The 14484-nt window shown below is 60.7% G+C and carries 12 protein-coding genes; 3 read left to right on the forward strand and 9 right to left on the reverse strand.

Going from position 1 to position 14484, the window contains the following annotated elements; all coding sequences use genetic code 11:
• Positions 1 to 65: 65 nt before the first annotated feature.
• From J7447_RS15915 to J7447_RS15940, 6 genes are all read right to left on the reverse strand, one after another.
• Positions 66 to 1736 carry a bifunctional protein tyrosine phosphatase family protein/NAD(P)/FAD-dependent oxidoreductase gene (locus J7447_RS15915; RefSeq protein ID WP_022999240.1) on the reverse strand — a complete coding sequence of 557 codons (1671 nt, stop codon included), beginning with the start codon at positions 1734 to 1736 and terminating at the stop codon, positions 66 to 68.
• Positions 1737 to 1863: 127 nt separating this feature from the next.
• A complete protein-coding gene (locus tag J7447_RS15920) occupies positions 1864 to 2757 on the reverse strand; it encodes an MBL fold metallo-hydrolase (RefSeq protein ID WP_022999239.1) in 894 nt (297 codons plus the stop codon).
• A 36-nt stretch (positions 2758 to 2793) separates the two neighbouring features.
• On the reverse strand, positions 2794 to 3228 hold the full coding sequence (locus tag J7447_RS15925; RefSeq protein ID WP_062491082.1) for a DUF6691 family protein: 435 nt from the start codon (positions 3226 to 3228) through the stop codon (positions 2794 to 2796).
• A gap of 4 nt (positions 3229 to 3232) precedes the next feature.
• Positions 3233 to 3661 carry a YeeE/YedE family protein gene (locus J7447_RS15930; RefSeq protein WP_031268741.1) on the reverse strand — a complete coding sequence of 143 codons (429 nt, stop codon included), beginning with the start codon at positions 3659 to 3661 and terminating at the stop codon, positions 3233 to 3235.
• Between the two features lie 329 nt (positions 3662 to 3990).
• Positions 3991 to 6066, reverse strand: coding sequence for a bifunctional DedA family/phosphatase PAP2 family protein (locus J7447_RS15935; RefSeq protein ID WP_022999236.1), 2076 nt, complete (start codon positions 6064 to 6066; stop codon positions 3991 to 3993).
• Between the two features lie 37 nt (positions 6067 to 6103).
• A complete protein-coding gene (locus J7447_RS15940) occupies positions 6104 to 6289 on the reverse strand; it encodes a hypothetical protein (RefSeq protein WP_139314197.1) in 186 nt (61 codons plus the stop codon).
• On the opposite strand from J7447_RS15940, the gene pap reads away from it, so the two are divergent.
• Positions 6288 to 7754: a polyphosphate:AMP phosphotransferase gene (gene pap / locus J7447_RS15945; RefSeq protein WP_075283379.1), complete on the forward strand. Its 1467-nt coding sequence runs from the start codon at positions 6288 to 6290 to the stop codon at positions 7752 to 7754. The genes J7447_RS15940 and pap overlap by 2 nt on opposite strands.
• A 256-nt stretch (positions 7755 to 8010) precedes the next feature.
• Here the strand turns inward: pap and J7447_RS15950 are convergent, their stop codons facing one another.
• A complete protein-coding gene (locus J7447_RS15950; RefSeq protein ID WP_209170201.1) occupies positions 8011 to 9189 on the reverse strand; it encodes an aminotransferase class V-fold PLP-dependent enzyme in 1179 nt (392 codons plus the stop codon).
• A gap of 388 nt (positions 9190 to 9577) precedes the next feature.
• Between J7447_RS15950 and J7447_RS15955 the strand changes: the two genes are divergently transcribed.
• Positions 9578 to 10666 carry an N-formylglutamate amidohydrolase gene (locus J7447_RS15955; protein WP_209170202.1) on the forward strand — a complete coding sequence of 363 codons (1089 nt, stop codon included), beginning with the start codon at positions 9578 to 9580 and terminating at the stop codon, positions 10664 to 10666.
• A gap of 11 nt (positions 10667 to 10677) precedes the next feature.
• Here the strand turns inward: J7447_RS15955 and J7447_RS15960 are convergent, their stop codons facing one another.
• Positions 10678 to 11859, reverse strand: coding sequence for an FAD-binding oxidoreductase (locus tag J7447_RS15960; protein WP_209170203.1), 1182 nt, complete (start codon positions 11857 to 11859; stop codon positions 10678 to 10680).
• Positions 11860 to 11980: 121 nt separating this feature from the next.
• Positions 11981 to 13198 (reverse strand): acyl-CoA dehydrogenase, encoded by a 1218-nt coding sequence (locus J7447_RS15965; protein WP_152504934.1) that lies wholly within the window; start codon positions 13196 to 13198, stop codon positions 11981 to 11983.
• 157 nt (positions 13199 to 13355) lie between these two features.
• Here J7447_RS15965 and gcvA point away from each other — a divergent pair, with 157 nt between their 5' ends.
• Positions 13356 to 14279, forward strand: a complete 924-nt coding sequence (gene gcvA / locus J7447_RS15970) for a transcriptional regulator GcvA (RefSeq protein ID WP_022999230.1) — start codon at positions 13356 to 13358, stop codon at positions 14277 to 14279.
• Positions 14280 to 14484: the final 205 nt, after the last annotated feature.

The following is a 14484-nucleotide window of genomic DNA, read 5'->3' on the forward strand; positions in this document are numbered from 1 at the left end:
AAAACTCGAGCCGGGAAACCGGCTCGAGTTGCAGGTTGGTACGATGGGCCCGTTTTCCGGGCTTGTTATGCTGCCGATACTTTTTCCGGCTTGGCCAGCCATTCCTTGCCGCGCAACATGGCACGCCAGTAAATGGGAGGCAGAATTCGCTCCTTCAGGAGCCATGCGGTGCGCGTTGGCTTGGTCCCGTCCACCAGCCAACGCGGGAAGCTCGGCAACAGCGTTCCACCGTAGCCGAACTCGGCCAGAACGATCTTGCCACGTTCAACGGTGAGCGGGCAGGAGCCGTAGCCGTCATATTGGGCCGTCGCGCTGTGGCCCGCGATATCGGAAACGATGTTCTCCGCGACCACCGGTGCCTGTTTGCGCGCAGCCGCGGCCGTCTTGGCATTCGGTGCATTCATCACATCGCCGAGCGACCAGATGTTGTCGAAGGTCTTGTGGCGCAGCGTGGACTGATCGACATCGACCCAGCCGGCGGCATCCGCCAGCGGCGAGACGCGGATGAAATCGGGCGCCGTCTGCGGCGGCGTCACATGCATCATGTCGAACTCGACTTCCACCTGGCGTGGATCCTTTTCCGGTTCCTTCACCTCGAAGACGGCCTTTTTGCCAGGCCCGTCGACGGCAACCAGATTGTGGAAGAAGTTCAGGCCGGCATCGTAGCGCTTCACGTAGTCCATCAGCGCAGGCACATAGTCCTTCACGCCGAACAGCACACCGCCGGCATTCATGAACTGGATGTCGATCTTGTCCAGAGTGCCGGACTTCAGCCAGTGGTCTGCCGAAAGATACATGGCCTTTTGCGGCGCACCGGCGCATTTGATCGGCATGGGCGGCTGGGTGAACAGCGCCCGCCCTGCCTTCATGGTCTGCACCAGGTGCCAGGTGTAGGGAGCCATGTCGTATCGATAGTTGGACGTCACGCCGTTCTTGCCGAGCGTGTCGACAAGGCCTTCGACCTTGTGCCAGTCGAGCTTCAGGCCCGGGCAGACCACCAGCCGTCCGTATTTGACCACACGGCAGCCGTCCAGAACGACGGCATTGTCCTTCGGTTCGAAGGCAGCGACAGCCGACTTGATCCAGTGAACGCCCTTCGGAATGAGGGAGCCCATGGTCTTGGCGGTGTCCGAGGCCTCGAAGATGCCGCCGCCGACCATCGTCCAGCCGGGCTGGTAGTAGTGAACATCTGCCGGGTCGATGATGGCGATTTCCAGGTCCGACTTGCGGGAAAGCAGACTGGAAGCCACCGAGATGCCGGCCGCGCCACCGCCAACGATGACGACGTCGAAACGCGCATCCTCGGCAGTTTCGGTCGGTGTGCGGCCGCCGTTGGCGATGCGCCGCACCACGCCAGCCATGTCGTAGCCGGCGGCCTTGGTTTTGGAGAGGATGTCGGAGAGCGGCAGCTTTTCGGCCTGGGACAACGACCAGAGCGTTGCCGAGCGCGTACCGGTCCGGCAATAGGCCAGGATCGGTTTCGGCAGGCTTTCCATCAATCGTCCGAACTCTTCGGCATCCGTATCGCCCACCTTGCCGGCAACGATGGGCAGATACCGCGCTTCCATACCGAGCTTGCCGGCAGCCGCTTCGATTTCCTCGAACGAGGGCTGGTCGGCACCTTCGCCATCCGGGCGATTGCAGATCACCGAGCGAAAGCCCTGTTGTGCAAAGTCGGCCATGTCCTCGGGTTTTACCTGGGGAGCTACCGATATCTGGGAATTGATTGCTTTCATGGGTCCTGTCCGCCTCCTCCCGGCGATGAAGTCTCGACCGATTTTCTGCAGACGCCCTCCCCGCGTGGATACGCGGGGATCAGTCGCCTGCTTCGGTTCTGCTAGAGAGGCCGGTCATTGGCCTCGATCAGAGGCCGTTGACCGGCACTTTCAGGAAGGTCTTGCCGCTTTCATCCGCGGGCGGCAGCTTGCCGGCGCGCATGTTTACCTGCAGCGAGGGGATGATCAGCTTCGGCATGTCGAGCTGGGCATCGCGTTCCGTGCGGAACTTGACGAATTCTTCTTTCGTCTTGCCGCCACCGACGTGGATGTTGTGTTCCTTCTCGGCACCCACCGTGGTCTCCCACTGGATGTCGCGGCCGTTCGGGCCATAGTCGTGGCACATGAACAGGCGCATGTCGTCCGGCAGGGCCAGCACCTTCTGGATACTGTCGTAAAGCGTTGCCGCATCGCCGCCCGGGAAATCGGCACGCGCCGAGCCACCGTCGGGCATGAACAGCGTATCGCCGACAAAGGCGGCATCGCCCATCACATGCACCATGCACGCCGGAGTGTGGCCGGGCGTATACATGGCAAAGGCGGTCAGCTCGCCGATCTGATAGACGTCCCCGTCACGGAACAGGCGGTCGAACTGGCTGCCGTCGCGCTGGAACTCCGTGCCTTCGTTGAACACCTTGCCGAAGGTTTCCTGGACGACGGTGATCTTGTCGCCAATGCCCAGCTTGCCGCCCAGTTTCTGCTGGATATACGGCGCTGCCGACAGGTGATCGGCATGAACATGTGTCTCGATCAGCCATTCCAGCTTGAGGTCCTTCTCGCGGATATAGGCGATGATCTGATCGGCATGGTCATAGGTGATGCGGCCGGCGGCGTAGTCGATATCCATCACGCTGTCGACAACGGCGCAGGCGTTGGAAGCCGGGTCCTTGACCACGTAGCTGATCGTGTTGGTGGCCGGATCGAAAAAGGGTGTGACGTCAGGTTTGACACCCATGTCGACCGGATAGTTTGAGTTGCTCATAACAATCTCCCGTTTGTTTTTGCCGGCCGAGCCGGGTCAGGCTTTTGCGGGTTGCTGGCGATGGCCGAGGGCGATCATCCATCTTGCGGTCAAGATGCCGGCAACGATAGCACCGGCGGTCAGCAGAGGCTCCATGCCCAGACCCAGCACCGGAACGAGACCACCCGGACAGAAACCGCTCAGGCCCCAGCCGATGCCGAAAACCGCGGAGCCGCCGATCAGTTTGGCGTCGAGATCGGTTCTCGAAGGCAGGTTGAAGCCCTGTGCCAGCAGCGGCGTGTTCATCCGGAAGACCAGACGATAGCCGATGGCCGTGACAAGCAGCGCACCGCCCATCACGAAGGCAAGGCTCGGGTCCCAGGTGCCGGCCACATCGAAGAAGTTCAGGACCTTGGCAGGGTCGCCCATGCCCGAGATCAGGATGCCGCAGCCGAAGAGGAGGCCAATGGCAAAAGCGGAAAGAAGTTTCATGCCGTTATCCTCCAAAGACGTGGCGGGTCAGGTAGACGGTCACACCCGCGGTTGCCATGAACGTGACGGTTGCCACGATGGACCGTGCCGACAGGCGCGAGATGCCGCAAACACCATGGCCGCTCGTGCAGCCGGAACCATAGGTCGTGCCGATACCGGTCAGAAAACCGCCGACCACCAACAGCAGCGGTGAGGACGGTACGGTGATTTCCGGCAGCTGCCCGGTTACGCCAAGCATGATCAGCGGGCTGGCGACCATGCCGGCCAGAAAGGCGGCGCGCCAGGCCCAGTCCTGGTTGAACTGCGTGGTCAGAAAGCCGCTGGCAATGCCGTTGATGCCGGCAATGCGCCCGAGCACGGCCATCAGGGCAACCGTGGCAACGCCGATCAGCGTTCCACCCAGGAAACTCATAAGGGGTGTAAAGTCAGTCATGATGTGCCCTTGATTACGATATATTCAAATATATGAATATACGAAAAAAGTATCAAGGGGTAATTTTCGATCGTGCTTCCGGGACCGGGGAGTGGACACGCGAAAAACAAACTCGGCCATTGGTGCCTAACCCGCTGGAATAAAAGCATCTTTTGGCGTGAAGCGAAGCCTTGATCCGAATAGGTCTCGCAAGAGAATGGCGGCCCATTAGGACATTTTTGGGACCGCGTTGTGTGGAGGCTCAACAGATCAACCGTCTCTAAACCAGCGCAAGGGGCTGGTCCGGAACGTGTTGCAGGCACCAGACCCGAACTGCTGCGATGGCGAGATTACTGAGCCTGCGGTGCAGCCACGGGCGTATCTTTGGCAGGCACCCCGGACGCAGCCGGAGGTACCGGACCATAGCTGAAGCCAAGCACGACTTCCGTGCCGTCCGCTCGCTTTCGCGTTATCGCGCCAGGCAGCAGATGGGCCGGATTGTCGGTCGGGTCCGGAGTTTCGATATCCGTTTTTGGACCGGAGAACTCGCCCATCGGGCGCAGGATATCCTCATGTACCACGCTGCCGAGGTAAAGCGGATGCAGGCTGCCCGCTTGCAGGATGGCATAGCGGCTCGGCCAGAGCCGCAGCACCCAGCGTCCGCTTTTGTCTGCGTCGGCGGAATGATCCTTGCGGATGAGAACGAGAGACGGTTGGCGACCGTTCTGGCTTCGAGGCAGGATCGGCAGGGAATCCGGCGGTGTCTTGCCTTCCACGAACCCGCCTGCACTCGAGAGGGACCATTTTGGCGGTTTCTGCCAGCCATCGGCTTCTGCAGCCTGGGCAAAGCGGTCCAGGGACCCGGTGTACTGGATCACCAGCGGTTCCTCGGTATCACCATTCAGTTCGATCCGCTCAGCAGGCAATGCCCGCCAACCGCCTGCAAGCCAGCCCGTTGCTGTCAGCGCTTCGGTGTTGGTGCGCGGCTCATAGATCTGAAGTGCCTTGTCATAGGTACCTGAAAGGTGCCAGGTGCCGAAGATGCCGAGTGTAGCAACGACGATGACGGCAAGTGTCGTCCGGCCGATCTTCTCGTTGTGGATCGGGCCGAACACGAAGGCGAAGGCGGAAACCATACCAATGCCGAACAACAGTCCGGCCAGGACGTCCGACATCCAGTGGGCGCCAAGGTAGACACGCGAAAAGCCGATGGTGATGACCAGTGTCGCGGTGATGGTGAAAATGCTGGCCTTGGCCCAGCGGCTGAGATCGTGGGCGATCAACACCGCGCAAATGCCGTAGAGCACCGCGTTCAGCGTCGCATGGCCACTGGGGAAACTGTAGGCGTCTGCACCGGCATAAAGTTCGATCGGCCGCGAGCGATGCAGCATCAGCTTGAACAGGGGCACGAACATGGCGGTGCCGGCCATCGCGATGACGAAGCCGATGCCGCGGCGCCAGGCTTTCCTCAGGAACAGATAGGCGGCAACCGCAACGGTGACGGCGGTAACGACGATCCCGTCGCCGAGCGATGTCACGAACACCATGATCCGGTCGCCGACCGGCGTGCGCAGGCTGTCGAACAGGTTCAGGATGGCAAGGTCGGCCCGCACCATCGGTTCGCCGGGGGCGATTTCTCCGACGATCCAGAAGAAGGCCGGCAAGGAAATCAGCAGGATCAGCGCCGAGGCCAGCATGCCTGCCGAGCGTGGATGCGCGGGGTCGAAATTGCGCGCGATCCATTGGGATACCCGGTCCTGACGCCTGGCGAAGCGTTTGACGATGGCCGCATGGGTGTTGGGAAACAGCGGCAGGACAATCAGGATAAGCCAGCGGCCGAGCATCACCGCCAGGAAGACGATGACCAGGAGAGCGCCGAGCACCAGGGCCAGCCGTCCGCTGATCTGGCCGATGGCATCAAGTGCAGAACCTGCAATGATACCGGGGGCAATATGCACGATCGTCCAGGCGAAGGCGGAGGTGACGTTGACCACCGAAAAGCGGGTGAAATTCATGCCGGCCATGCCGGCGATGCCTGGAACCACCGATTTTACACCAGGCACGAAGCGGCCGATAAAGACGCTCTTGCCGCCGTGTTTCTTGAAGAAATTCTCGCCGCTTTCCACAATGTCCGCATATTTGTTCAGCGGCCACATGGTCTTGATCTTGTCCTTGAAGGTGTAGCCGATCCAGTAGGAGATCGCATCGCCTGCGGTCGCTCCCAGGGTCGTCCAGATGAACAGCGGCACGGGATCCAGCTTGCCGAGCCCGACGAGCGTTCCGGCGCCCACCAGCACCACCGTCGTCGGCACGAAAAGGCCGATCAGGAACAGCGCTTCGCCCATCGCGGCCAGAAAACAGATCAGACCTGCCAGGGACGGGTTTTCCGCGATGAAGGTCAGAACAGGATCAAGAAATTCGGTCACGGGGTCGGTCGTGTTGGTCGAGAAAAGTGAAAAACTGTCAAATGCCGGGTGCCTTCAAAGACGTGAAGCAAACGGTTACCGCTTCATATAGTTGCGCCTTCTTCCATCCGATAGCGAAAAATTGAAATCTCCTGCCATTCGGGAACATTGAAGCAAGAGATGGTTTTTTAAGTGCGGGTGTTTCAAGATGCAGCCAGTGCGTCTTTTCTTTTGAGGTCTTCATGTTTGAATCCGCCCGCCTGCCGCAGAACATGGACAAGAAAACCTTCAAGAAACTGGAGCCGCAGTTGCGCGAGGCGCTGCTGGCAGCCCAGCTGCCCGTTGTCGAGAAGCAGCCGTTTTCGACGATGATCCTGGTTGATGGCCTGGATGGCGCGGGCAAGGGCGAAGCGGTTGCCCGGCTCTACGGTTGGATGGATGCGCGCCATCTTGTCTGCAACGCCTATGGCGAATTGATGGACGAGGCCCGGCTGCGCCCGCCGCTGTGGCGCTACTGGCGCGATCTGCCGCCCAAGGGCGAGACGGCCATCGTGTTCGGGAGCTGGTATCAGACCGTTCTGCGGGACTGGATCTACAAGAAGATCGATGAGGACGCCTTCGACAAGGCCCTGACCCGGATCCGCCGGTTTGAGGAAATGCTCGCCAACGAGGATGTGCTGATCCTGAAATTCTGGTTCTACCTGCCCAAGAAGGAACAGGAAGAACGGCTGAAGCACATCGAGAAAAAACATGCCGCGCGCCATGTGCTGGCCGACTGGGCAGCGTTGAAGCACCACAAGAAGGCGAGTGAGGCCGGCGAAAAGATCATTCTGGAAACCAGCAAGGGCTACGCGCCCTGGTTTGTCATCCCCTCACAGGATCCCGAGTACCGGGATGCCGCGCTGGCACAAACGGTTGCCAATGCCATGAAGCTGAAGCTGGAGGACGGCGAACCGCATTCGATTGCCGCACCGCCCGTGGTCGGCGGGCTGAAGCGCGAAACGGCAGTCGACACCATCGACCTGACGGAAAAGCTGGAGAAGTCGGAATACGAAGAGCTTCGCGACAAGTACCAGAAGCAACTGTCCGATCTGTCGGACATGAAGTCCCTTTCCAAGACGGGTGTTGTTCTGGTGTTTCAGGGCAATGATGCCGCCGGCAAGGGCGGTGCGATCCGCAGGGTGATCCGTCCGCTCGATCCGCGCATCTACAAGGTTCACCCGATCTCGGCACCGACCGACGAGGAAAAGGCCCGCCCCTATCTGTGGCGCTTCTGGCGGCGGGTGCCGGCCAAGGGGCATTTCGCCATCTTCGACCGGTCCTGGTACGAACGGGTGCTGGTGGAGCGTGTCGAAGGCTACGCCGGACACGACGACTGGCTGCGCGCTTACAACGAAATCAACGAGTTCGAGCAGGAACTCACGGACTTTGGCTACATTGTCTGCAAATTCTGGCTCGCTATTTCCGAGGACGAGCAGCTGCGCAGGTTCAAGGCGCGCGAGGACACGGCCTACAAGCAGCACAAGATCACGGATGACGACTGGCGCAATCGCCTGAAATGGGACCAATACGCCATCGCGGCCGGCGACATGATCGATCGCACATCAACCCACTACGCCCCCTGGACGCTGGTCTCCTCCGAAGACAAGCGCCATGCCCGGATCAAGGTTCTGAAAACGATCTGCGACCGGCTGGAGGAAAAGCTTTAGGAAGAAAAAGACTTCAAAACGACCCTCATCCTGAGGAGGACCGGTCAGGTCCGTCTCGAAGGATGGGCCGCTTGTACCGGATTATGCCGCCCATCCTTCGAGACAGCGCTGTGCGCTTCCTCAGGATGAGGACCGTTTTGCTGAAGGGGTTGGTGAAAATGCCGCGCAGCAAGCATTGCCAGGCATTTGAACCTGTGTGGAAGGCGGTCGATCGCGCTCAAAATTCCGACATTTTCCAGGACGCGTGCCACCGTTCTCAGAGAGCCCCAGCCAGGTAATCCATCGCCGCCTGCACTCCGCCCCGCCCATGGGGAATGCCCAGTTTCTGGAAGCCGAGTTCGATGGATGACAACGTGCCGAGCAGCATGACGGCGTTGACGTGGCCCATGTGGGCAATGCGGATGCCTTTGCCGGACAATTCGCCGATCGTTCCACCGATGGTGACGCCGCAAACTTCCTTGGTAAAGGTCCTTAGCGCTGCCACGTCGCCTTCGTTGAACCGCACAACGGTGACGGAGTTCGAGCGGGCATGCGCGTCGGTGATGTTGAAGTCGACCGCGCCTTTCTCCGCCCAGACCGCAACCGCCCGCCGGGTTGCTTCACCCAGAAGGGCATGCCTGTGCCAGGTCTTCTCCAGCCCTTCCTCGAAAATGAGATCGAGAGCCTTGTGAAAGGCAAACAGAAGGTGCTCGGGCGGGGTTCCGCAGTATTTCTGGTAGTGCTCCGGCCCTTGCCGGAAAGTCCAGTCGGTGTAGTTGGTCCGCAGCTCCGCCGTTTCATGTGCCTTGTCGGCTTTCGGGCCGGCGGCAACAAAGGAGAGGCCTGGCGGGCACATCAGGCCCTTCTGCGATCCCGTCAGCGCCACGTCGACACCCCAGGCGTCCATCTCGAACGGCATGCAGCCTAGCGAGGCAATGGTGTCGACCATGAACAGGGCAGGGTGTGAAGCTGCGTCGATCGCCTTGCGCAAGGCGGCAATATCATTCCAGACCCCGGAGGCCGTATCGACCTGAACCACCAGGATGGCCTTGATCTCGTGGGTGGTATCCTGTTTCAGCCGTTCCTGCAGGTGGGCAGGGTCGACCCCCTTGTCCCAGGCACCGGGCAGAACCTCGATATCGAGGTCCAGCACGTTGGCAGCTTCTCCCCAGCCAAGGGCAAAGCGGCCGGACTCCAGCACGAGAACCTTGTCGCCACGCTTCAGCGTGTTGCACAGGGCGGCATCCCAGGCTCCATGACCGTTGGCTGCGTAGATGTAGGTCTTGCCTTCGGTCCGGAACAGACGCTGCAAACCGTGCAGGCAGAACCCGGTCGTTTCCAGCAGAGGGCCTTCATAAATGTCTACTGCAGGCCGGTGCATGGCCCGCAGGACTTCCTCCGGCACATTGGTCGGTCCTGGAATCATCAGAAATTCTTTGCCATTGCGAAGCGTCACGGCCGGGTCCTCGTTTGAAGGCAGATCCTGAACGGAAGGGGATGGGGCAGCCTTGGCCGCCGAAAGATGTGTTGCTGTGAAAATTGCCCGCCTGCAGGCATCCGTCAAGACGCCAGTTGGTCAGCTCGCCGGATTAACATGCGCGATACGATGGTTTGTGCGACCGCGAAATAGTGTGGGAAAGAGAGCTTCGGACCGGAAACGGCTTTCACCCGGAAGCGGTGCAGGCAATAAGGGTTGGCAAGCTGCTGGAAACAATGATCTATTCGACCATGCCTTGTCGCGGGTGTGGTTACGTGTCTTCTGGTTGTAAAGAAAATGTCTTGTTTCCGTTAAGTAAATTCTCCAAGTTAGAGGCCGTTTGGTCTCGTCGTTTAGGCGTTGCAGCATGATCCTGGTTGAAGAAGGACAAAGCCCGCTGATTGTCTGCCTGCCCCATTCGGGCACGGAGATCCCGAACGCTGTCGAAAAAAGGCTGAACGCCACGGGCCGTCTTCAGGCCGATCTCGCCTGGCGCCTGGAACGCGTGTTCGACTTTCACGGAGAGTTGAGCGCGACAGTGCTGCGCTCCACCATTTCCCGCTACGTTGTCGATCTGGACCGCGATCCCAAGACACCTGTCAGCGCTGCCCAGGATCCAGCGCGCGCCTTGTGTCCCGCCACCACGCTGGATGGCAAGCGCATCTATCAGGAAGGCGAAGAGCCTGGCCCGACCGAGATCGAACAACGCACGCTGCTTTTCTATACGCCCTTCCACAAGGCCCTGCGCCGCCAGATCGACCGGCTTTTGCGCAGTCATCGCAAGGTGATCGTGCTCGATTGCCAGTCCATGCGCTCGAACATCAAGGGCGTTACCGAAAATGGACTGCCGCTGGTCAGTATCGGCACGGCGGATGGAAAGTCGTGTGATCCGGACCTGCGCAATGTGCTGGTCGGCTCCTTCAAGGGGCGGGAAGGGTATACGGTCAGCGTCGATGAGCAGACCCAGGGTGGCTTCATCACCCATACGTTCGGTCGACCGGACCGCGGCCTGCATGCGATGACGTTGCTGCTGGCACAACGCTCTTACCTGCGCCATGAGTCACCGCCTTTCGAGCCGGACAAGGTGCGAATGGCCCGTCTGACGGCCGTCCTGCAGGATGCAATGACCCGGCTGGTGGACTGGACGTCGGTGGGCGGTGCTTCATCTGGTCAGAACGAGATTGAAAGCCTGCCCTTGCCGGTGGAAGAGCCTCTGGTGGAGACGGCGGACGCTGAAGACAGCGGCAGCAACGCTGGCCCGGTTACCGACAATGCCGAAGCATTGACGGAAGGCGCGGCAGAAATCCCGGACGATATTTCGGCGGAAACGCCTGACGCAGCACCGGAAAAGGCGGAGATCAGCCCCACCAATCCATTGACCCTGCCCAAGGTATCCAGCGCCCAGACGAGCAAGGTCGAGGACGGACCTGTCACACCCTTGCTGGTGGCCGAGTAAGCTTCAGACGGTCAGACCACGTTCTTTTCGATAATCGGTGTTCCGGCAGCCAGCCGGTCGAACGCCAGCGGAGAGAGATCCAGCGTTTGATAGCCGCCTGTCACGACCAGTTCCGCAAGGCCGCGCCCAACCGCGGGTGACTGCTGCAGGCCATGTCCTGAAAACCCGAGTGCCAGATAGAACCCGTCCAGCCCCTGTACTGCGCCGACAAAGGCGTTGTGGTCGAAGAGGTTCATGTCATAGCAGCCGGCCCAGGCGGCTCCCGGCCGGATTGCCTCGAAAGCGGGAACGCGCGTTGCCAGTGTCGGCCAGATATGTTCTTCGAAAAGGCCATAATCGACGTCGAAATCGTGGCAGTCCGGATCGCGATCTTCAGGCGGCGCCGAACCGCAGATATAGCCGGTACCTTCCGGACGCGCATAGGTGCCGTTCGGATCGATCAGCAGCGGAAAACGCTCCAGCTTGTCCTTGCATTCAAAGGTAAAGACGCAGCGCTTTTTGGAAACGATCGGCACGTCCAGCCCCGCCTGACGGCAAAGCTCGGCTCCGCCGGATGCACCGGCGCAGTTGACGACGACAGGTGTCGACAGTCTCTCGCCCGTCGATAGCTCCACGCTCCAGCCGCCATTGCCGTCGGATGCCACCCTGGCCTTTGCGGCAATGTAGTCGACATCCAGCGACCGGGCCTTCTTGCGGAAGGCCTGCATCAGGCCATAGCCGTCGAACCAGCCTTCGCCTGTGACGCCATGGCAGCCTGCGGCAAGGTCGGAAACCTCCAGCCAGGGGAACTTCACCTTGAGACCGTCCGGGTCAAGAAAGGCGATATCCGCGCCGAGCTGCTGCTGCAGGCGGTGATTTTCCTGAAGGATATTGAGCTTGTCGGGCGTTGCCAGAAACAGGTAGCCACCCTCGTGAAGATCGATCGCGGGCCTGTCGCCGTTCACGTTGAGCGTTGCTCCGATCTCCCGCAGAAAGCGGATGCCGTAAAGCGAAATCTCGATGTTGATGGCGCTGGAGAACTGCTGGCGAATGGACGCTGCCGAACGCGCGGAAGCGCAGGTTTCATAGGCGGGATCCGCCTCGATAACGACGATGCGTCCGGAAAAATCGTCGCGCATGGCCAGGTGGCAGGCGACGGACGAGCCCATGACGGCTCCCCCGATGATGACGACATCCGCAGTCTGGTCCGCCATGGAGCCTCCTCAAGCGCTGTCAGGAAAAACAACGGGCCTGCTGACGCAAACCCTTTTCAAGAGAACCGAACGAGAGACGGGCGGCTTGGCCGCCCGCTTCAAATGTCATGACTTCAGGGTCTTAGAAGAACGCCTGCAGGCCGGTCTGTGCACGGCCGAGGATCAGCGCATGAATGTCATGCGTGCCTTCGTAGGTGTTGACCGTTTCCAGGTTCTGGGCGTGGCGCATGATGTGGTATTCTTCCTGGATGCCGTTGCCGCCGTGCATGTCACGAGACTGGCGGGCGATATCCAGGGCCTTGCCGCAGTTGTTGCGCTTGATCAGCGAGATCATTTCCGGCGCCACCTTGCCGGCGTCGAACAGCTGACCGACACGCAGCGCTGCCTGCAGGCCGAGCGTGATTTCGGTCTGCATGTCCGCCAGCTTCTTCTGGAAGAGCTGGGTCTGAGCCAGCGGGCGGCCGAACTGTTCGCGGTCGAGGCCATATTGACGGGCGCGGGTCCAGCAGTCTTCTGCAGCGCCCATTGCGCCCCAGGCAATGCCGTAGCGTGCGCGGTTGAGGCAGCCGAACGGGCCTTTCAGGCCGGAAACATTCGGCAACAGGGCATCTTCACCCACTTCCACACCGTCCATGACGATTTCACCGGTGATGGAGGCACGCAGGGAAAGCTTGCCGCCGACCTTCGGTGCGGTGAGGCCCTTCATGCCCTTGTCGAGCACGAAGCCGCGGATGGCACCGTCATGAGCTTCCGACTTCGCCCAGACGACGAAGACATCTGCGATCGGAGCGTTCGAGATCCACATCTTCGAGCCGGTCAGCTTGTAGCCGCCGTCGATCTTTTCCGCGCGGGTGCGCATGCCGGCCGGATCGGAACCTGCATCGGGCTCGGTGAGGCCGAAGCAGCCGACAAACTCGCCGCTTGCCAGTTTCGGCAGGTATTTCTGGCGCTGTTCTTCCGAGCCGTAGGCATAGATCGGGTACATGACCAGCGAGGACTGCACGCTCATCATGGAGCGATAGCCGCTGTCGACACGCTCGATCTCGCGGGCAACGACACCGTAAGCGACATAGGATGCACCGGCGCAGCCGTAGTCCTCCGGCAGGGTAACACCCAGAAGGCCCAGTTCACCCATTTCGTTGAAGATGCCCCGGTCGGTCTTTTCCTCGCGGTAGGCTTCAATGACGCGCGGCAGCAGCTTTTCCTGGGCAAATGCGCGAGCCGTATCCTGGATCAGCTGTTCGTCTTCCTTCAGCTGGTCGCGCAGGTGAAACGGGTCCTGCCAGTCGAAGGAGCCGCCACCGGCCGGTGAGGACTTAACATTCGCGGGTGCGTTCATGGTCGTGTCTCCCAGGCCGTGATCCGGCCAATGATGTGCGGCCGCTTGACGGCCAGGGTCATTCTATTTCCTCTAGTCTTGCCTCAAATCCGTTTGCGTAAAAGCGAAACCTCGTCCATCATTCATGACGAAATGGAATGAAGTAGGGGAATTTGCCATGCGGCGCGCCTTCGTCCCGCCGGCAGACACGCTGATCGCGTTCGAATGTGCCGCCCGGCATCTGAGCTTTACCCGCGCCGCGGAGGAACTGCACCTGACGCAGGGCGCAGTGTCCAAGCAGGTTCGCCAGCTGGAAGACAGGCTGGGCGTCGAGCTGTTTCGGCGGGTTCGCCAGCGCATTGTCCTGACCGACGCAGGCCGGATCTACCTTCACGATATCCGAGGGGCGCTGGAACAGATGACCGCTGCCACGCGGCAGGTGATGTCCTATGCCGGCAGTGCGGACGTCCTCAACCTTGCTGTTCTGCCGACCTTTGGCACCCGCTGGCTGGCTCCGCGGATTGCCGATTTCGGGCGCCGGTATCCGGATGCTGGCCTCAATCTGAGTGTGCGCCTGCAGCCGTTCGATTTCGACGAGGAGCCGTTTGACGGCGCCATTCACCACGGCGACCCGGTCTGGGCGGGGGCGATCGCCGAGCGGTTGTTCGACGAGGAAGTCATCCCCGTTGCCTCACGCGTCTTTCGCGATCGGCACCAGATCCGCACACCTGCCGATCTTGCCCGCGTGCCGCGCCTGCAGCTTGCAACACGCCCGCTTGCCTGGCGGCAGTGGTTTGATCTTGCAGGCGTGGAAACAGATGCCGCCTTCCAAGGCGCGCGTTTCGAACAGTTCGTCATGATCTCCGAGGCTGCGATCCACCACGCCGGAGCCGCGCTGATCCCGCGTTTTTTCGTCGAGGCGGAACTGGCCTCAGGACGTCTCGTCCGGCTTTTCGACCTCTCCCTGTCACAGCAGACGGCGTATTATTTCGTCTATCCGGAGGGCCGCACGATGCGGCCGGTGGTATCTGCATTCCGAAAATGGCTGATGGAGGAAGCCCGCACCGCACGGACGCGCCGGGAAACCATGCTGCCGGGCTGAAACAGGCGTCAAGACAGGGCGTCCCGCACAACGGTTCCCTTGGACCCGACTTTTTAGTGATCGGCAGAAATTGAAACCGGCGGGCACATGGCCCACTTTTCGGCGGAACGATTGCACCTGGCCGGCGTTTTGCTCAAAAGCACCATTCGGAGAGACCAGTCCCGCTTACATACTGCCATAGCCCCGCCCCGGGTTATGATCTGCT

Origin of the sequence: Labrenzia sp. R5_0, assembly GCF_017743835.1 — a bacterium.
Classification (GTDB): domain Bacteria; phylum Pseudomonadota; class Alphaproteobacteria; order Rhizobiales; family Stappiaceae; genus Roseibium; species Roseibium algicola.

Coding starts and splice junctions, on each gene's coding strand:
- J7447_RS15960 (WP_209170203.1), bottom strand. CDS start 11,859: ATGGCGGACCAGACTGCGGATGTCGTCATCATCGGGGGAGCCGTCATG.
- J7447_RS15965 (WP_152504934.1), bottom strand. CDS start 13,198: ATGAACGCACCCGCGAATGTTAAGTCCTCACCGGCCGGTGGCGGCTCC.
- gcvA (WP_022999230.1), top strand. CDS start 13,356: ATGCGGCGCGCCTTCGTCCCGCCGGCAGACACGCTGATCGCGTTCGAA.
- J7447_RS15955 (WP_209170202.1), top strand. CDS start 9,578: ATGATCCTGGTTGAAGAAGGACAAAGCCCGCTGATTGTCTGCCTGCCC.
- pap (WP_075283379.1), top strand. CDS start 6,288: ATGTTTGAATCCGCCCGCCTGCCGCAGAACATGGACAAGAAAACCTTC.
- J7447_RS15920 (WP_022999239.1), bottom strand. CDS start 2,757: ATGAGCAACTCAAACTATCCGGTCGACATGGGTGTCAAACCTGACGTC.
- J7447_RS15915 (WP_022999240.1), bottom strand. CDS start 1,736: ATGAAAGCAATCAATTCCCAGATATCGGTAGCTCCCCAGGTAAAACCC.
- J7447_RS15925 (WP_062491082.1), bottom strand. CDS start 3,228: ATGAAACTTCTTTCCGCTTTTGCCATTGGCCTCCTCTTCGGCTGCGGC.
- J7447_RS15940 (WP_139314197.1), bottom strand. CDS start 6,289: ATGAAGACCTCAAAAGAAAAGACGCACTGGCTGCATCTTGAAACACCC.
- J7447_RS15930 (WP_031268741.1), bottom strand. CDS start 3,661: ATGACTGACTTTACACCCCTTATGAGTTTCCTGGGTGGAACGCTGATC.